The 17,657-nt window shown below is 31.6% G+C and carries 10 protein-coding genes; 6 read left to right on the top strand and 4 right to left on the bottom strand.

The features are described 5' to 3' along the window. The 6 genes from ACWYN7_RS13090 (at position 1) to ACWYN7_RS13115 (ending at position 11,330) form a co-directional block, all read left to right on the top strand. Positions 1 to 2,292, top strand: coding sequence for a glycoside hydrolase family 65 protein (locus tag ACWYN7_RS13090; RefSeq protein WP_462860429.1), 2,292 nt, complete (start codon positions 1 to 3; stop codon positions 2,290 to 2,292). An 18-nt stretch (positions 2,293 to 2,310) separates the two neighbouring features. Beyond that, complete coding sequence (locus ACWYN7_RS13095) at positions 2,311 to 4,248, top strand: glycoside hydrolase family 13 protein (protein WP_462860430.1); 1,938 nt, start codon at positions 2,311 to 2,313, stop codon at positions 4,246 to 4,248. A gap of 52 nt (positions 4,249 to 4,300) precedes the next feature. Beyond that, on the top strand, positions 4,301 to 5,266 hold the full coding sequence (locus tag ACWYN7_RS13100; RefSeq protein ID WP_462860431.1) for an alpha/beta hydrolase: 966 nt from the start codon (positions 4,301 to 4,303) through the stop codon (positions 5,264 to 5,266). A gap of 46 nt (positions 5,267 to 5,312) precedes the next feature. Then, positions 5,313 to 7,739 (top strand): TIM-barrel domain-containing protein, encoded by a 2,427-nt coding sequence (locus tag ACWYN7_RS13105; RefSeq protein ID WP_462860432.1) that lies wholly within the window; start codon positions 5,313 to 5,315, stop codon positions 7,737 to 7,739. A gap of 7 nt (positions 7,740 to 7,746) precedes the next feature. Next, a complete protein-coding gene (locus ACWYN7_RS13110; protein ID WP_462860433.1) occupies positions 7,747 to 9,621 on the top strand; it encodes an alpha-amylase family glycosyl hydrolase in 1,875 nt (624 codons plus the stop codon). A 62-nt stretch (positions 9,622 to 9,683) separates the two neighbouring features. Next, a complete protein-coding gene (locus ACWYN7_RS13115) occupies positions 9,684 to 11,330 on the top strand; it encodes an alpha-amylase family glycosyl hydrolase (RefSeq protein ID WP_462860434.1) in 1,647 nt (548 codons plus the stop codon). A 250-nt stretch (positions 11,331 to 11,580) separates the two neighbouring features. Here ACWYN7_RS13115 and ACWYN7_RS13120 read toward each other — a convergent pair whose 3' ends face one another. From ACWYN7_RS13120 to ACWYN7_RS13135, 4 genes are all read right to left on the bottom strand, one after another. Continuing rightward, positions 11,581 to 12,285 (bottom strand): DUF4369 domain-containing protein, encoded by a 705-nt coding sequence (locus ACWYN7_RS13120; RefSeq protein WP_462860435.1) that lies wholly within the window; start codon positions 12,283 to 12,285, stop codon positions 11,581 to 11,583. A 68-nt stretch (positions 12,286 to 12,353) separates the two neighbouring features. After that, positions 12,354 to 13,748 carry a DUF819 family protein gene (locus tag ACWYN7_RS13125; RefSeq protein WP_462860436.1) on the bottom strand — a complete coding sequence of 465 codons (1,395 nt, stop codon included), beginning with the start codon at positions 13,746 to 13,748 and terminating at the stop codon, positions 12,354 to 12,356. Beyond that, positions 13,749 to 14,420 (bottom strand): DUF2490 domain-containing protein, encoded by a 672-nt coding sequence (locus tag ACWYN7_RS13130; RefSeq protein ID WP_462860437.1) that lies wholly within the window; start codon positions 14,418 to 14,420, stop codon positions 13,749 to 13,751. 7 nt (positions 14,421 to 14,427) lie between these two features. Further along, on the bottom strand, positions 14,428 to 17,607 hold the full coding sequence (locus ACWYN7_RS13135; protein ID WP_462860438.1) for a WD40/YVTN/BNR-like repeat-containing protein: 3,180 nt from the start codon (positions 17,605 to 17,607) through the stop codon (positions 14,428 to 14,430). Positions 17,608 to 17,657: the final 50 nt, after the last annotated feature.

Raw genomic sequence — 17,657 nt, forward strand, 5'->3', positions numbered from 1 at the left:
ATGAATCAAGTTTATATACAACCAAATGAGTGGTCAATTCTAGAAGAAGGATTCGATACACAAATGGTAAAATCTTCAGAAAGTTTGTTCAGTATTGGTAATGGAGCCATGGGACAACGTGCCAATTTTGAAGAAGAATATACAGGCCCAACTTTTCAAGGAAGTTATATTGCAGGGGTTTATTATCCTGATAAAACTCGTGTAGGATGGTGGAAAAATGGATATCCAGAATATTTTGCAAAAGTTTTAAATGCACCAAACTGGATAGGAATTAACGTGTTAATTAACAATGAAAAATTAGATTTATATACCTGTAAAGAAGTTGTAAACTTTAAAAGAGAGCTCAACATGCAAGAGGGTTGGTTGTCTAGAAGTTTTGAAGCTGTTTTACAAAATGATGTAAAAATTAAAGTAGAAACCAAACGTTTTTTAAGTTTAGATTTAGATGAAATTGGTGCCATTTCTTACAATATTACTCCTTTAAGTAATGATGTAACCATCACTTATATTCCTTACTTAGATGCTGGTATTACCAATGAAGATACCAATTGGGATGACCAATTTTGGGATGTTTTAGGAGTTTCTCAAGACAATCATCAGTCTTTTATAGAAGCAAGAACCATGAAAACACATTTTTACACGTGTACTTTTATGGAGTCTAAAATATTTATTGATGGTAATGAAATTACAACGAATAGCACAAATGAGCAATCAAGTAATTTTATAGCCAATAAATATCAACAAGAAATTAAAAAAGATCAAACCTATTCCATTCATAAATTTGGTGGTTATGTTGTAGATCGAAATCACGATAAAAACGAATTGGTTGCTGCAGCAAAAACAGCTTTAGATAAAGCTGTAAGTTTCGGTTTCGATGCTTTATTAGCCATGCAAAAAGAAGCTTGGGCAAAAATCTGGAGCATGTCAGACATCACCATAGAAGGTGATGTAAAAGCGCAACAAGGTATTCGTTTTAATATTTTTCAGTTAAATCAGACTTATTTAGGTACAGATGCTTCGTTAAATATCGGTCCAAAAGGATTTACAGGAGAAAAATACGGAGGAAGTACGTATTGGGATACAGAAGCGTATTGCATTCCTTTTTATATGGCCACTAAAGATCAATCTGTAGCCAGAACTTTGTTAGAGTACAGATACAAACATTTAGAGAAAGCCATTGAAAATGCTGAGAAATTAGGATTTACAAACGGAGCAGCATTGTATCCAATGGTTACCATGAATGGTGAAGAATGTCATAATGAATGGGAAATTACTTTCGAAGAAATTCATAGAAATGGTGCTATTGCTTTTGCCATTTATAATTACCATCGTTTTACAGAAGATTATTCTTACATCCCAGAAAAAGGTTTGGAAGTTTTAATCGGAATTGCACGTTTTTGGCATCAAAGAGTCAACTTTTCTACAGATAAAAATAAGTTTGTAATGTTAGGCGTAACAGGGCCAAATGAATATGAGAATAACATCAACAATAATTTTTATACCAACTATATTGCAAAATGGTGTATCAATTACGCTTTAGAAAATATTGACATTGTTAAAAGCGATTTCACTGCTGATTATAGCAGAATTAAAGAAAAAGTAGCTTTTACAGATGAGGAATTGGCTTCTTGGAAAAATGTTGCAGACAATATGTATTTTCCATATTCAGAAAAGCACAATGTGTATTTGCAACAAGATGGTTTTTTAGACAAAGAATTAATTACTGTTGCAGATTTAGATCAAAGCCAAAGACCTATCAACCAAAAATGGAGTTGGGACAGAATTTTACGTTCGCCTTACATCAAACAAGCGGATACTTTGCAAGGTTTTTACATGTTCGAAGATCATTTTACAACAGAAGAATTAGAGCGTCATTTCGATTTTTACGAGCCATTTACTGTACACGAAAGTTCGCTTTCGCCTTGCGTGCACAGTATTCAAGCTGCAAAATTAGATAGAATGGAGCAAGCGTATACCTTCTATTTAAGAACCTCTCGTTTAGATTTAGACGATTACAATCACGAAGTAGAAGAAGGTTTACACATTACTTCTATGGCAGGAACTTGGATGAGTATTGTTGAAGGTTTTGGAGGAATGAGAATAGTAAATAACACACTTTCTTTTGCGCCAAAAATTCCTGAAGGATGGAATTCTTATTCGTTTAAAGTGAATTTTAGACAACAAGTAATTACGGTAAACGTAAGTCAGAATGATACAAAATTTAAACTAGAAGGTACTAAAGCCATTGACATTTTAGTAAACGGAGAAACAGTAACTGTAACACCAAATTAATTTATTTTAGTAGAGATCATGAAACATTTCAGAAACATTTTTTTAGCAGTATTTACATTCATTTTAATTTCTTGTAACACTACAGAAACTCAAAAAGATGTTTCTGAAGTTTCGGTTTCTAATTCGTTTTTAGAGCGAGTAGAACCTTTGCATTGGTGGGTAAATATGAAAAATACTTCGCTGCAATTGTTGGTAAAAGAAACCAATATTGGGCAAGCAACACCTACAATTTCTTATGCTGGTGTAACTCTAAAAGAAGTTAACAAAGCAAAAAGTAACAATTATTTATTTTTAGATTTAACTATAGATCCAAATACAAAACCAGGTAAATTCGACATCGTTTTTACTTTTGATGATCAAACAAAAAAAACACATACTTACGAGTTAAAACAAAGAGAAAAAAAGGCTGAAGATTATGTTGGTTTTAATAATACTGATGCCATTTATTTAATTACTCCAGATCGTTTTGCAAATGCTGATGAAAGCAATGACGTTAACAAAAGTATGAATGAAACTGATGTAGACAGAACTGATAATTACAAACGTCATGGAGGAGATTTACAAGGAATTACCAACAACCTCGATTATATTTCAGATTTAGGTTTTACTACAGTTTGGCCAACGCCTGTGTTAGAAAATAACATGTACAAAGGCTCTTATCATGGTTATGCAATTACAGATTATTACAAAGTAGATCCTCGTTTTGGAAATTTATCTGACTATAAAAATTTAGCAGATGAATTGCGAAAAAAAGGAATGAAATTAATTATGGATCAGGTTGCAAATCATTGTGGTTTAGAACACTGGTGGATGAAAGATTTGCCTTTTGAAGATTGGGTAAATCATCAAAAAAACTACGAAGACAATATTGAGAATTGGGATTATAAAACCAATATCAACTCAAATCATAGAAGAACTACAAATCAAGATTTGTATGCTTCAGAAGCCGATAGAAAAGGAAATAATGAAGGTTGGTTTGTGGCAACAATGCCAGATTTAAATCAGCGAAATCCGTTTATGGCAAACTATATCATTCAAAATTCTATTTGGTGGATAGAAACTTTGGGTTTAGGAGGCATTCGTCAAGACACTTATCCTTATCCTGATAAAGATTTTATGGCAAATTGGGCAGGTGCAATTATGAACGAATATCCAAATTTTTCAATTGTTGGAGAAGAATGGAGCTACAATCCTTTATTAATAGGTTACTGGCAAAAAGGTGCTAAAAACAAAGATGGTTACGAATCGAATCTAAAATCTACTATGGATTTCCCTATGGAAAAAGCAATCATAGAGGGAATTAACGAAGAAGAATCTTGGGACAAGGGTTTGGTAAAATTATACGAAGGTTTGGCAAATGATTTTCATTATGCTTCTCCAAAAGACATCATGATTTTCTTAGACAATCATGATAAAAGTAGGTTATATACAGAAGTAAAAGAAGATGTAGCAAATGCAAAAATGGCATTAGGTTATATGTTGCTATTACCTAGAATTCCTCAAATTTATTACGGAACAGAAATTTTAATGGATGATACTGCAAATCCTGGAGATCATGGATTAATAAGAACTGATTTTCCTGGTGGTTGGCAAGGTGATCAAGTAAATGCTTTTACAGGTTTAGGTTTGTCTGATGATCAAAAATCAATGCAAAATTTTTTGAAAACCGTTCTAAATTATAGAAAAAATAGTAAGGCAATTCAAGAAGGAAAAACAATTCATTTTGCACCTTTTATGGGAACTTATTTTCTGTTTAGAGTTTTAAATGATGAGGTTGTAGTGCACATCATCAACAAAAATGACAAACCAATTAGTATCGATTTAAAACGTTTTAAAGAAGTTGGTTTAGAGGGTAAAACTTTAAAAAATATAATTACAGGTGAAGCTTTTTTATGGAAAGATGCTATTCAGCTGTCAGAAAAAGGAAGCGTAATTTTAAGTACAAAAAATAATTAATTTACAAGACCTTTCAGGTTTTTAAAACCTGAAAGGTTTATATTTTTTAATCATGAAAAAAATACTCATCTTACTAGCAATCACAATTTGTATTTCTTGTCATAAAACTGAAAAAGATCAAAAGCAAGAATCATCAAAATCAGCTATAAAAGCACACGAATTATCAACAACAACTTTAGCTGCAGGAAAATTAATAAGAGTAGATTCTTTTCCGAGTCAATTTATAAAACCAAGACCAGTTGATGTTTGGTTGCCAGAAAACTATTCCGAAGAAAAAAAATATGCAGTTTTATACATGCACGATGGCCAAATGTTATTTGATGAAACTACGACTTGGAACAAACAAGAATGGAAAATTGATGAAGTGGCTTCAAAATTAATGAAAAATGGAGTTACCAAAGATTTTATTGTAGTGGCAATTCATAATATTGCTGAAATTAGGTGGCTAGATTTGTATCCAGAAAAAGCAATGAATTTTCTAACCCAAAAAGAGTTAGAACTCGTAAAAAGTTTTTCGAATAATGATGTGGAATTGTCAGATTTAACTGGAGATGAATACTTGAAATTTTTAGTTGAAGAACTTAAACCTTATATCGATAAAAATTATGCTGTTTTTACCAATAAAGAAAACACTTTTGTGGCAGGTTCTTCTATGGGCGGCTTAATGTCTATGTATGCAATTACCCAATATCCAGATGTTTTTCAAGGCGCTGCATGTATTTCTACACATTGGGTGGGTGCACAACCTGTAGAAAATAATCCATTACCAAAATCAATATTTACCTATTTAGAAAACAATGTTCCTGATGCAAAAACACATAAAATTTATTTTGATTACGGTAACAAAACTTTAGATCAATTTTATCCACAATATGCACCAAAAGTGGATGCTATTTTTCTAAATAATGGTTATACTTCAGAAAATTATAAGAATTTATTTTTTGAAGGCACCAATCATTCAGAAATTTCTTGGCAACAAAGAATAGACATTCCATTGACTTTTTTATTAAAAAAATAAACTATAAATCCTGCAAGATTTTTAAAACCTTGTAGGTATCAATCATATGAAAAAATATATAATCCCTTTCTTATTTCTTTTTCTAGTCAATTTTACAATTGCACAAAATTCCAAAAGAGTATATAAATCTCATAATGAGGAGAATGGTGTTTTTACAGTAGTTACAAATGATGGTACCTATAAATTTCATTTTTATACAGATGATATTGTTGAAACAACTTTTATCCCACTAAATGAAAAAGTAAATAAAAAAAGCCATGCAGTTATTTTAGAACAAAAACCAATTAAAACAACGTATAAATATAGTGGAAATATAATTTCATTTTCAAGTGAATCCATCTCTATTGACATTACTACAGAGCCTTTTCAAATTTCCTATTCTGATAAGAATAATAATTTGATAACCTCAGAAAAACAAGGGTATTACAAATCCAAACACATTCCTTTAGATTTGGTTAGTGGAAATATTGTTGCAGATGAAACCGAAAAAATCGAATTCAATTTAACGAATAATGAAATTTTATATGGAACAGGAGCAAGAGCTTTAGGGATGAACAGAAGAGGTTACAGATTGCCTTTGTACAATAGAGCACATTATGGTTATGAAACAAAATCTGAGTTGATGAATTTTACAATTCCGTTAGTGATTTCATCAAAAAAATACATGATTCATTTTGATAATGCTCCAATTGGATATTTAGATTTAGACAGTAAAAAAGACAATACGTTAACTTACGAAACCATTTCTGGACGTAAAACTTATCAAATTATTGTTGGTGATTCTTGGCAAGATTTAATCGAAAATTATACCAATTTAACAGGAAAACAACCTTTGCCTCCAAGATGGACATTAGGTAATTTTTCGAGTAGATTTGGATATCATTCTCAACAAGAAACAGAAGCTACAATAGCAAAATTTCAAGAAGAAAACATTCCTGTAGATGCAGTAATTTTAGATTTGTATTGGTTTGGAAAAACAGTTCAAGGAACTATGGGGAATTTAGAAGTGGATAAAGATTCTTTCCCAGATATGAAAGGGATGATTGCTCGTTTAAAAGACAAAGGCGTAAAAACAGTATTAATTACTGAGCCATTTATTTTATCGAATTCTAAAAAATGGAAAGAAGCAGATCAAAAAGGAATTTTGGCTAAAGACAGCATTGGCAATTCAGCAAAATATGATTTCTATTTTGGTAACACTAGCATTGTTGATATCTACAAAAAAGAAGGAAAAGATTGGTTCTGGAATATTTATAAAGAGATTCTAAACCTAGGTGCAAAAGGATTTTGGGGAGATTTAGGAGAGCCAGAAGTATTGCCTTCTTGGGTTACTTTTAACCAAAATCTAAAAGCAGATGAAATTCATAATTTGTATGGTCATGATTGGGCAAAATTAATTTTTGAAGGTTATCAAAAAGAATTCCCAACAGAAAGACCTTTTATTTTAATGCGAGCAGGAGCTGCTGGTTCGCAACGATTTGGAATGATTCCTTGGTCTGGAGATGTCAATAGAACTTGGGGAGGTTTGCAATCGCAACCAGAAATTGCCTTACAAATGGGGATGCAAGGTTTGGGTTATATGCACTCAGATTTAGGCGGATTTGCAGGTGCAAATTTAGATGATAATTTATACACTCGCTGGTTGCAATATGGCGTTTTTCAACCAATTTTTAGACCTCATGCACAAGAAGATGTACCAAGTGAACCTGTTTTTAGAAGTGATAAAGCTAAGAAATTAGCTAAAAAATCTATTGAATTACGTTATCAATTATTGCCTTATAATTATAACTTGGCGTTCGAAAATAATCAAAAAGGAATGCCTTTAATGCGTCCTATTTTCTTTGAAGAAGATGATGAAAACTTAATGACAAATTCATCGACTTATTTATGGGGAAAAGATTTTTTAATCACACCCATTTTAAAAGATTCAGTAGAAACAAAAGCAATTTATTTTCCGAAAACTGCCAATTGGATTGATTTTTATACGGATGAAAAAATTGAAGGAGGACAAACAAAAAGTGTTCAAGTTCAAGAAAATTCCATTCCTACTTATGTAAGAGAAGGCGCATTTATTTTAATGACGAATCTAGTGCAAACTACAGACAAGTACAAAGCAGATCAATTAGAAGTTCATTATTATTACCATAGTTCAAAACAAGAAACCGAAAGAACGTTTTATAATGATGATGGTTTAACAGCCAATGCCTTTGAAAAAGACGCTTATGAAATTTTAGAATTTGAAGCAGAGTTTGATAAAAAGTATCTAGAAATAGATTTTGAAGCTGAATTTGGAGAAAACTGGAATCCGTCAGAAAAAGAAATTAAATTGATTGTTCATAACATTCATCACAACCCTAAAAAAATAAAAGTAAATGGAAAAAGAACACGAATTTCATCAAAAGAAAACACGCTTACAATTCCGTTAAAATGGAATCCTAAAAAAGAATTAAAAATTAAAATAGCATTAAAATAAATCAATTATGAAAAAAATACATTCGTATGCATTAGCTGTAATTTTATCAATTGTAATTGGTTGTACATCCGAAAAAGTATCAGATAAAAAAATGAAAAATCCTAGTGTAAAGAAAAAAGCAGTGGTTTATCAGGTTTTTACGCGTTTGTTTGGAAATACAAACACCACCAATAAACCTTGGGGAACCATTGAAGAAAATGGCGTTGGTAAGTTCAATGATTTTACAGATAAAGCATTATCAGAAATTAAAGATTTAGGAGTTACACATATTTGGTATACAGGTGTGCCACATCATGATGTAATTCGTGATTATACAAAATATGGCATTTCTAATGATGATCCTGATGTGGTAAAAGGTAGAGCAGGATCTCCTTACGCTGTAAAAGATTACTACAATGTAAATCCGGATTTGGCTGTAAATGTAGAAAATAGATTAGAAGAATTTGAAGCTTTAATAGCGCGTTCTCATAAAAACGGATTGAAAGTAATTATAGATATTGTACCTAATCACGTGGCCAGAAATTACAAAAGTCTGTCTAATCCAGAAGGAGTTAAAGATTTTGGAGCAGAAGATGATACTTCTGTGGTTTATGATGTAGATAATAATTTTTATTACAATCCTGAGAAACCTTTCCAAGTTCCAGAATTTTTAAATGATTATGCACCTTTGGGTGGAGAAAATCATCCTTTATCTGATGGAATGTTTGATGAAAATCCATCGAAATGGACAGGAAATGGAGCAAGATCTGTAAAGCCAAATTTTTACGATTGGTACGAAACTGTAAAAGTGAATTATGGAATATCACCAGAAGGTAAAAAAGATTTTTCTGATTTACCAGAAGGTGCAGAAAACCTAGATTACAAAAAACATTTTGAATTTTGGCAAGATAAAAAAATACCCAATTCTTGGATTAAATTCAGAGACATTGCCTTGTATTGGTTAGACAAAGGTGTGGATGGTTTTCGTTTTGACATGGCAGAAATGGTGCCAGTTGAGTTTTGGAGTTTTATGAACTCATCTATCAAAATGAAAAATCCGGATGCATTTTTATTGGCAGAAGTATATCAACCGCATTTATACAGAGATTATATTAAAAAAGGAAAAATGGATTATTTATACGACAAAGTTCAGTTGTATGATACCCTTAAAAACATCATGCAAGGTCGTGGTTCTACAGATCATATTGCGCCAATTCAAGACGATTTAAAAGATATAGAACATCACATGTTGCATTTTTTAGAAAATCATGATGAGCAAAGAATTGCAAGTCCAGAATTTGCAGGCAATGCATTAAAAGCCAAACCAGCCATGGTAGTTTCTGCCACTATTTCTACAGCACCAACCATGATTTATTTTGGTCAAGAATTTGGAGAAGATGGTTCTGAAAATGCCGGTTTTGGAACGCCTTCTAGAACATCTATTTTCGATTATGTTGGAGTGCCATCTCTACAAAGATGGGTCAACAACAAGCAATTTGATGGTGGGCAATCTACCCAAGAAGAATTGGACTTGAGAGATTTTTACAAAAGATTGCTAAACTTTACATTACAAAGTGATGCATTGATGGGCGAATACCAAGACATACATCATCATAACAGATACAATACAGAATGGTACAATGATAAAGTAGTGTCTTTTGTGCGTTATAAAGGTGATGAAAAATTGATTATTGTTGCTAATTTTAATGCAGAAAACACCTATGGTTTCGAGTTGAGTTTACCAGGTGATATCATTACAAAATGGAATTTAAAGGATGGTGAATATCAATTAAAAGACCAATTGTATAACGAATATTCATCAACTTTAAAAGTAGAAAACAATCAAGCAAAAGTTAGGATAGATATAAAACCTTTGGAATCTTTTATTTTAAAACTTCAATAATATCTATAAGTAACTTTCAGGTTTTAGAAAGCTGAAAGTTCTACTATTTACACCATATAATTATGAAAAAAATATTTTTATTCTTAAGTCTAGTAGCATTTTATAGTTGTGCTACATCAGAAAAAAAAGATGATAAAAAAACGACCCAAAAAGAATTTGTTTGGGAAGGAGCAAATATCTATTTCTTGTTAACCGATCGTTTTAATAACGGTGATACAAAAAATGATATTAACTTTAATAGAACCAAAGAAACAGGAAAACTACGTGGTTTTGAAGGTGGAGATCTCAAAGGAATTACTCAAAAAATTAAAGAAGGCTATTTTACCAAATTAGGAATCAATGCCATTTGGATGACTCCGATTGTTGAGCAAATTCACGGAAGCACAGACGAAGGAACAGGCGTTTCTTACGGTTTTCATGGTTATTGGGCCAAAGATTGGACCAAAATCGATCCAAATTACGGAACCAAAGAAGATTTAAAAGAATTGGTAGCTGTTGCACACAAAAACGGAATCCGAATTCTGTTAGATGCTGTCATCAATCACACAGGGCCTGTTACCGAAAAAGATCCTGTTTGGCCAAGCAATTGGGTAAGAACAGAACCAAAATGCGAATACAATAATTACGAAAATACCATTAGTTGTACTTTGGTAAACAACTTGCCAGATATTAAAACAGAAAGTAATGAAACTGTAGATTTACCTCCGCAATTAGTTGCAAAATGGAAAGCAGAAGGACGTTATGAGCAAGAAGTTAAAGAATTAAATGAATTCTTTGAAAGAACTGGGCATCCAAGAGCACCGCGTTTTTACATTATGAAATGGTTGACAGATTATATAACCGAATTCGGAATTGATGGCTACAGAGTAGATACTGTAAAACACACAGAAGAATATGTTTGGCAAGAATTTAAGCAAGCATGTGATTTTGCTTTCGAGGAATTCAAGAAAAATAACCCTGATAAAATTTTAGATGACACCCATTTTTATCTAGTTGGTGAAGTGTATAATTATGCAATTTCTCACGGAAAAGCTTTTGATTTTGGTGATAAAAAAGTCAATTATTTTGACAATGCTTTCAACAGTTTAATCAATTTTGAAATTAAATGGAATGCCAAACAAATGCCAGCAGCCGCTGTTTTTAAGAAATACGATAGTATTTTACAAAATGATTTAAAAGGATATGGCGTTTTAAACTACATGACTTCTCATGATGATGGGCAACCTTTTGATAAAGAAAGAAAATTACCTTACAAAACAGCAACCATGCTATTTTTAACACCAGGAACTGCACAGGTTTATTATGGTGATGAATCTGCAAGACCTTTAATAATTGAAGGTACTGTTGGTGATGCCACTTTACGTTCTACGATGAATTGGGATGCTATTGATGCTGATGCAGAAACTCAGAAAATTATGCAACACTGGCAAAAATTAGGTCAGTTTAGAGCCAATCATATGGCTGTTGGTGCTGGTAAACATCAAGTAATTTCAGAAGAAAATGGATTGGTTTTTTCTAGAGTTAAAAATGATGATCAAGTTGTTATCGGAATTGATTTGCCAAAAGGAAACAAAGAAATAGAAGTTTCTTCAATCTTTAAGAATGGAACGCAATTGCATGATTTTTATTCAAACCAAACCCTTGAGGTAAAAGACGGAAAGGTAGCACTAAACTCAGATTTTGATATGGTTCTTCTAGAAAAAAAATAATGATAAAAAAACAGTTTTAATTATTTTATGTGCTGTAAATACTTTTATTGTTTTTGATGTAAAGTCTTTTGTTATATCATAAAAAGATTACGAGGAAGATAATCATAAGTTGTAAAATTTGGTGTTGAGTTTTCATTTAGCTGAAGGTGGTGGCTTAGCAATTAGTATAAAAAAGAAAGAATAACTGAATAATTTTAGCATAAAAAAACCGAGCATTTGCTCGGTTTTTTTTACTCTTAAAGATATTTGTTTACTTTTTTTCTGCAGCTTTTATACTGTTTACATATTCTTGAAAACGTTTACCATAATCAGAATTTTTAACTCGTTCAGAAAGTTTATTATTTACAGTATCTAACATTTGTAAGCTAGCATCGTACATTTCTGTTAATCCCAAATAAGGAGCAACCTCAGAATCTGAATTGGTAAGAGCAAAATTGGTGGTATACAATACACGCCTTTTTACCAATCTTTGATAGTCTTTTTCTAATTGTTCTATTAATTTTTGATCTTTTGCTTTCTTTGCATCAAAATCTTTTTTGATAAAATCTAAACGTTGGTTTTGAAACCTTCTACTAACCACCATATATTTATCTAATATTTCTTGGTTTTTAGAGCCAGATATTTCTGGGGAAGATCCAAAATTATCAACTTTATCATTGATGGTAATTGTACCTTTTTCGCCAAAAAATAAAATTCTTTTATCAGTTGTGTTTCCATCAAAAGTTAAGTAATATAAAACAGGTGATTCTACATTGTCTGTTAATTTGAAGGTGTCTTTACCTAATAAAGCTACAGAATCTACAGAAACTAAAACAGTATCCACCATTTTCTGTAAATACAATTTTCCTTTTTTAAGGCCTTTAATTTGTCCTTGTACAATCATGTTTCCTTCTTTTTTTGATGAACAAGCAAAAAGGATTATTGAAAGTGATAAAATTGTGATTATATTTTTCATTTTTTTGTTTAAAATTAGGAATGCAAATATGCATTTTTATTAAGATAAAGTCCAAGAAAAGTTTAAAATTAACTCACCCATTTCATCATTAGTGCACAAAAGAAAGCGCCATATGTTCCTAATGCGTAACCTAAAACTGCTAATAAAACGCCTACAGGAGCTAAAGAGGGGTGAAATGCACCTGCAACAACTGGGGCAGAAGCTGCACCACCAATATTAGCTTTAGAGCCCACAGCTAAAAAGAAATAAGGAGCTTTAATAATTTTTGCAACTAAAAATAATAACCCCACGTGAATAATCATCCAAACAAAGCCAATGGCAAACAAACTAATATTTTCTACAATTGCGTTTAGGTTCATTTTCATTCCAATTGAAGCTACTAAAATGTAAATAAAAACGGTACCTATTTTACTAGCTCCTGCACCTTCGTAATTTTTTGCTTTTGTAAACGATAAGAAAATACCAATGGTTGTGGCAGAAATTATCAACCAGAAAAAAGAACTTCCCAAACCAAAATCAACTAAAAAAGGAACATTATTAGCAATATAACTTCCTAAATTATCACCAACAATATGCCCTATGGAAGTCACACCAAATGCAATCCCTAATAAAATAATTAAATCATTAAAAGAAGGAACGCGAGCTGTTTCTAAAGTAAATTTTTCCATTTTATTTTTTAAAGTAGTGATGGAAGAATTATCAGCTTTAAACCAACGATCAATAGCATCAGATTTTGCAACTCCTATTAATAAAAATGCCATCCAAACTTCTGCTACTAAAACGTCTACAACAGCCATAATGCTGAACAAACTATCAGAAACTTCCCACTGTTCTTTCATAGCTAATTGGTTTGCACCACCCCCAATCCAGCTTCCTGCAACTGTAGAAAGCCCTTTCCAAAGTTCAGTGCCTTCTACTTGAACTAAAATATCTGGAGCCACATATTTAAAAAACAAAATTGCAATTGGTCCACCAATCATAACTCCAATTGTTGCTGTTAAAAACATTATTAATGCTTTTGGCCCTAATTTAAAAACTCCTTTTAAATCAATACTTAGTGTTAATAAAACTAATGATGCTGGTAGTAAAAAACGAGAAGAAACATAATATAATTTACTGCTTCCTGTAAATTTAGAATACACAGTACTATTAATATTATTTGCTGCAATGTATTCTTTTAAAGAGTTTAAATCAGTAACATTAGTAAGGTTACCATATAATGAATTTAGATGTGTAATTGTGGCATCAACATTTATCCATTTATCTGCAATAATGCCTAAAGAACTAAAAATTGAAGGAATAAAATAGCACAATAAAAGTGCTGGTACAATTTTATAGAATTTTTGATAAGATTTTAAGGTTGATGTATAAAAAATACCTGCCAATAGTACGCACAAAACACCAAAAATAATAGTGTCATTGGCAAATAATGGAATGTCGTTGTTTATTTCTGAGATATTCATTTATATATTTCTAATATGATTCGTATTTAAAATGATTCCTAGTTGTAATCTATGCGATTTTGAGTTACTAAACTGTGTATACATATAGCCTATTTTTAATTTCATTTGGTTGCTTAGCTTTTGTAAAAAGCCAAAACCAGTTCTGTTTTGACCAAACGTTTTTTTTGCAAACTTTATAAAAATTTCATTAAAAATATATGTGGTTAATTTTTTTGATAAAGGATGATTCATAAACAATCCATATCGTATTCTATGTGTTGTCTTATTTACAAAATTTTGTCTTTTAAAACGTTGCGCCAATCGTACTCTATGCTTTACTCCAAAATTTCCCCATTGATCTTTGATATTTAAATCTTGATAAAATCTGTATTCATATAAATCTGGTAAATCTTGTTGATATGAATTATCTGTAATAGAATATACACTACCCAAGGTAAAATTAGTATTTGGATTGATTTTATAATTCAACCCCAACCTATAAATTTCTTGTTGATAATCTGTAATAAACTCAAAGTATCTAAAATGTATTGCACTTTTTATTGTAAACTTTTCAGAGATTTTATGAGCTCCATTAAACATGTACCAAGTACCTACTTTGTTATCAGAAGAATTTTGAGCTTGAATCTTATAAGATAAAAGAATCAAGCTCAAAATCAATAGGATATGCTTCATAAATAAATTAATTCGCAGAATAAATTTTAGTTTCTTTAAACGGAGATATATTAATATTTTCTACCGATTTTTTATAGTTTACCCAATCTTTATTAAAAAAGCTATTTGTTGCTGCTAATGCTTTTTTAAACTCATCAATAAATTGATTCATTAAAACTGTTTCAGTTTCAGTTTGTTCTCCAAAACGAGAACGGATATATCTACTTGCTTGTCCAAAACGTTGGTTTACAGTAACCTCTGGGTTTCTTGTAATTCCTTGCCTTTTGTCTATTGTACCTAAATACATGGCAGTTAAACTATCAATTTTTTTAATAATTTCTGTTGATGATTTAATTTCTGATTTGTATTTTTTCTTGTCTTCTTTAGATAGATCAGATTTTATAGAAGTTGCTGTATTTTTACTTTCTACCAATTGTTTTACAACATTGGCTATCTTTTCTTGATACTTTTCTAGCTTTTTACTAGCCTCATATTTTTGATTGATAGCTGCTTCAGAAATTTCTAATCTAGGGTCGAATTCAACTTTTATATTTTGTTCAGAAACTGCATCACCAAAGGTCATTTTTAATTTATATGTACCTGGTTTTACAGAAACTCCACCTGGTTCTCCTCTAGATTTACGAATTCTTCTAGAAGCTCTAGCCACACCTTTTTCTCTTAAATACCAAGTGGTTTTATGAACACCATTTTCTTTAGGAGCTTTAAATTTTAAGGTTCTAATTTGTCGATCACCATCAAAAATTTCTAATTTAATAGAATCGTATTTTACTTTTTTAGCCTTAACCTCTTTGTTGTCTTTTGCTGCTTTTTTATCAACCTTTGGTTTGTTGATGTAATAAGAAATAATTGCGCCACCTTTTCTGTTTTCTCCTTGGTATAAAGCATCTGCTCCAAATCTGCTTCCAGTTGGTTGTTGCGTTGCTGCTTGATAAGCAGTTGGTGGTTCAAATAATTCTAATTTTTTTGCAATTACATTTTCTGATGCCATTTTTCTTAAAGGACGAATGTCATCTAAAACCCAAGCAGCTCTACCAAAAGTACCAATTACCAAATCATTTTCTCTTGGATGAATTACTAAATCTTTAACAGGTACAGTTGGGAAACCTTCTGTCCATTTTGTCCAAGTCTTTGCAGCATCAATAGAAATATATAAACCATCGTCTGTACCTAAAAATAATAAGTTTGCATTTTCAGGATCTTCGATAATACATAAAGTGTAGCTTTGTACATCATTTTCATCTACAATACGTTCCCAAGTTTTACCATAGTTTTTGGTTCTGTATGCATAAGGCGTGTAATTAAAACGTCTGTAATCGTTAGCAATTAAAAGCGCTTCTCCTTTGTTTTTGTTTGATGCTTTAATTTGTGTAATCCAACTATTAGCTGGTAAATCTTTAATGTTTTTGGCAACATTTGTCCAAGTTTCTCCACCATTTTTAGTGATATGTACTTGGCCATCATCTGTAGCCGCCCATAACACATCTTTTTCTAAAACAGTTGGTTCTATTACTAAAACTGTACAGTGATTTTCGGCACCAGTTGCATCCATAGTTAAACCACCACTTTCAGATTGTTTTAATTTTTCTGGATCGTTGGTAGATAAATCAGGAGAAATAACTGTCCAAGTTAATCCTTTATCTGTAGATTTATGAACATATTGGCTACCAAAATATAAAGTAGAATTATCAAAAGGATCTATATTAATTGCGGCATTCCAGTTGAAACGTAATTTTACATTTGGGTCTTTATGCGTTGGTTTTACTCCGTAATTATTACCTGTTAAATAATCGAATCTAGAAACAGAACCTTGCTGACTCATAGTCCATCCATATCTTGAGTCGTCTTTATCTGGTACTACATCAAAACCATCACCAAAAGAAATTTCTTGCCAATAAGAGTTTCTAATTCCTTGTGCTTTCCAAACATAAGCTGGTCCTCTCCAAGAACCATTATCTTGCATACCTCCATAAACATTGTAAGGAAATTCATTATCCACATTTATGTGATAAAATTGAGCAACAGGAATGTTCCCTATAAAACGCCAAGTTTTTCCTCCATCTTTAGTAATGTTTAATCCACCATCATTACCATCAATCATAAATTTACCATTATTTGGATGAATCCACCATGCATGATGATCTGGGTGAACCCCATTATCTACACCATAAGCAGGCATTAATTGTTTAAAGTTTTTACCTCCATCTTGCGAAACATTTACATAAGTAAATACAGAAAAAACTCTATTTTCGTTTTGTGGATCTACATAAATTTCTGAATAATAAAAAGGTCTGTTTCCAATACCTGGTTTATCGTTAATTTTTTTCCAAGTAAAACCTGCATCTTCACTTTTGTAAAGTGCATTTTTTTTAGCTTCTACTAAAGCGTAAATTATTTCTGGATTACTTGGTGCAATTGCTACCCCAATTCTTCCTAAATCCCCTTTAGGGAAACCTTCTTTATCTGTTATTTTTTTCCAGTTATCTCCACCATCATGAGTAATGTATAAACCACTTCCTTTACCACCAGAATTAAAAAACCAAGGATCGCGTTTGTGCTCCCACATTGCAGCAATTAATTTATTAGGATTCTTTGGATCCATAATTAAATCTGCAGCTCCTGTTTTTACATTGTTAAATAAAATTTGTGTCCAACTTTTACCACCATCTGTCGTTTTGTATACTCCACGTTCTTTGTGTTCTCCCCAAGGAGAACCAATTGCAGCCACATAAACCACATCTGGATTTGTTGGGTGAATAATTACTCTGTGTATATGTCTGGTTTTTTCTAAACCCATAGCTGTCCAGGTTTTACCAGCATCTAAAGATTTATAAATACCAAAACCACCATTTAAACTATTTCTTGGGTTTCCTTCTCCTGTACCTGCCCAAACCACACTTGGGTTAGATTGCTGAATGGCAATTGCACCAATAGAAGCCGTTAATTCTTTTTCGAAAATTGGTTCCCATTTAATACCACCAGAAGTAGATTTCCAGATACCACCAGAAGCTGTACCTACGTACATAATTTCTGGATTAGATTCTACAACATCTATGGTTGTAACACGACCAGACATGCCTCCAGGACCAATGTTTCTAGGTTTCATGTTTTTTACTAAATCCATAGAAAACTCTTGCGAAAAGAGTAGGGAAGTAGTGCATAAAAAAAGTAAGGTTAGTAGTTTTTTCATTGTGTATGATTTATTGAATTTGAATTTAGCCAACAATATACAAAATAGAA

This window comes from Polaribacter sp. M10, assembly GCF_054968445.1.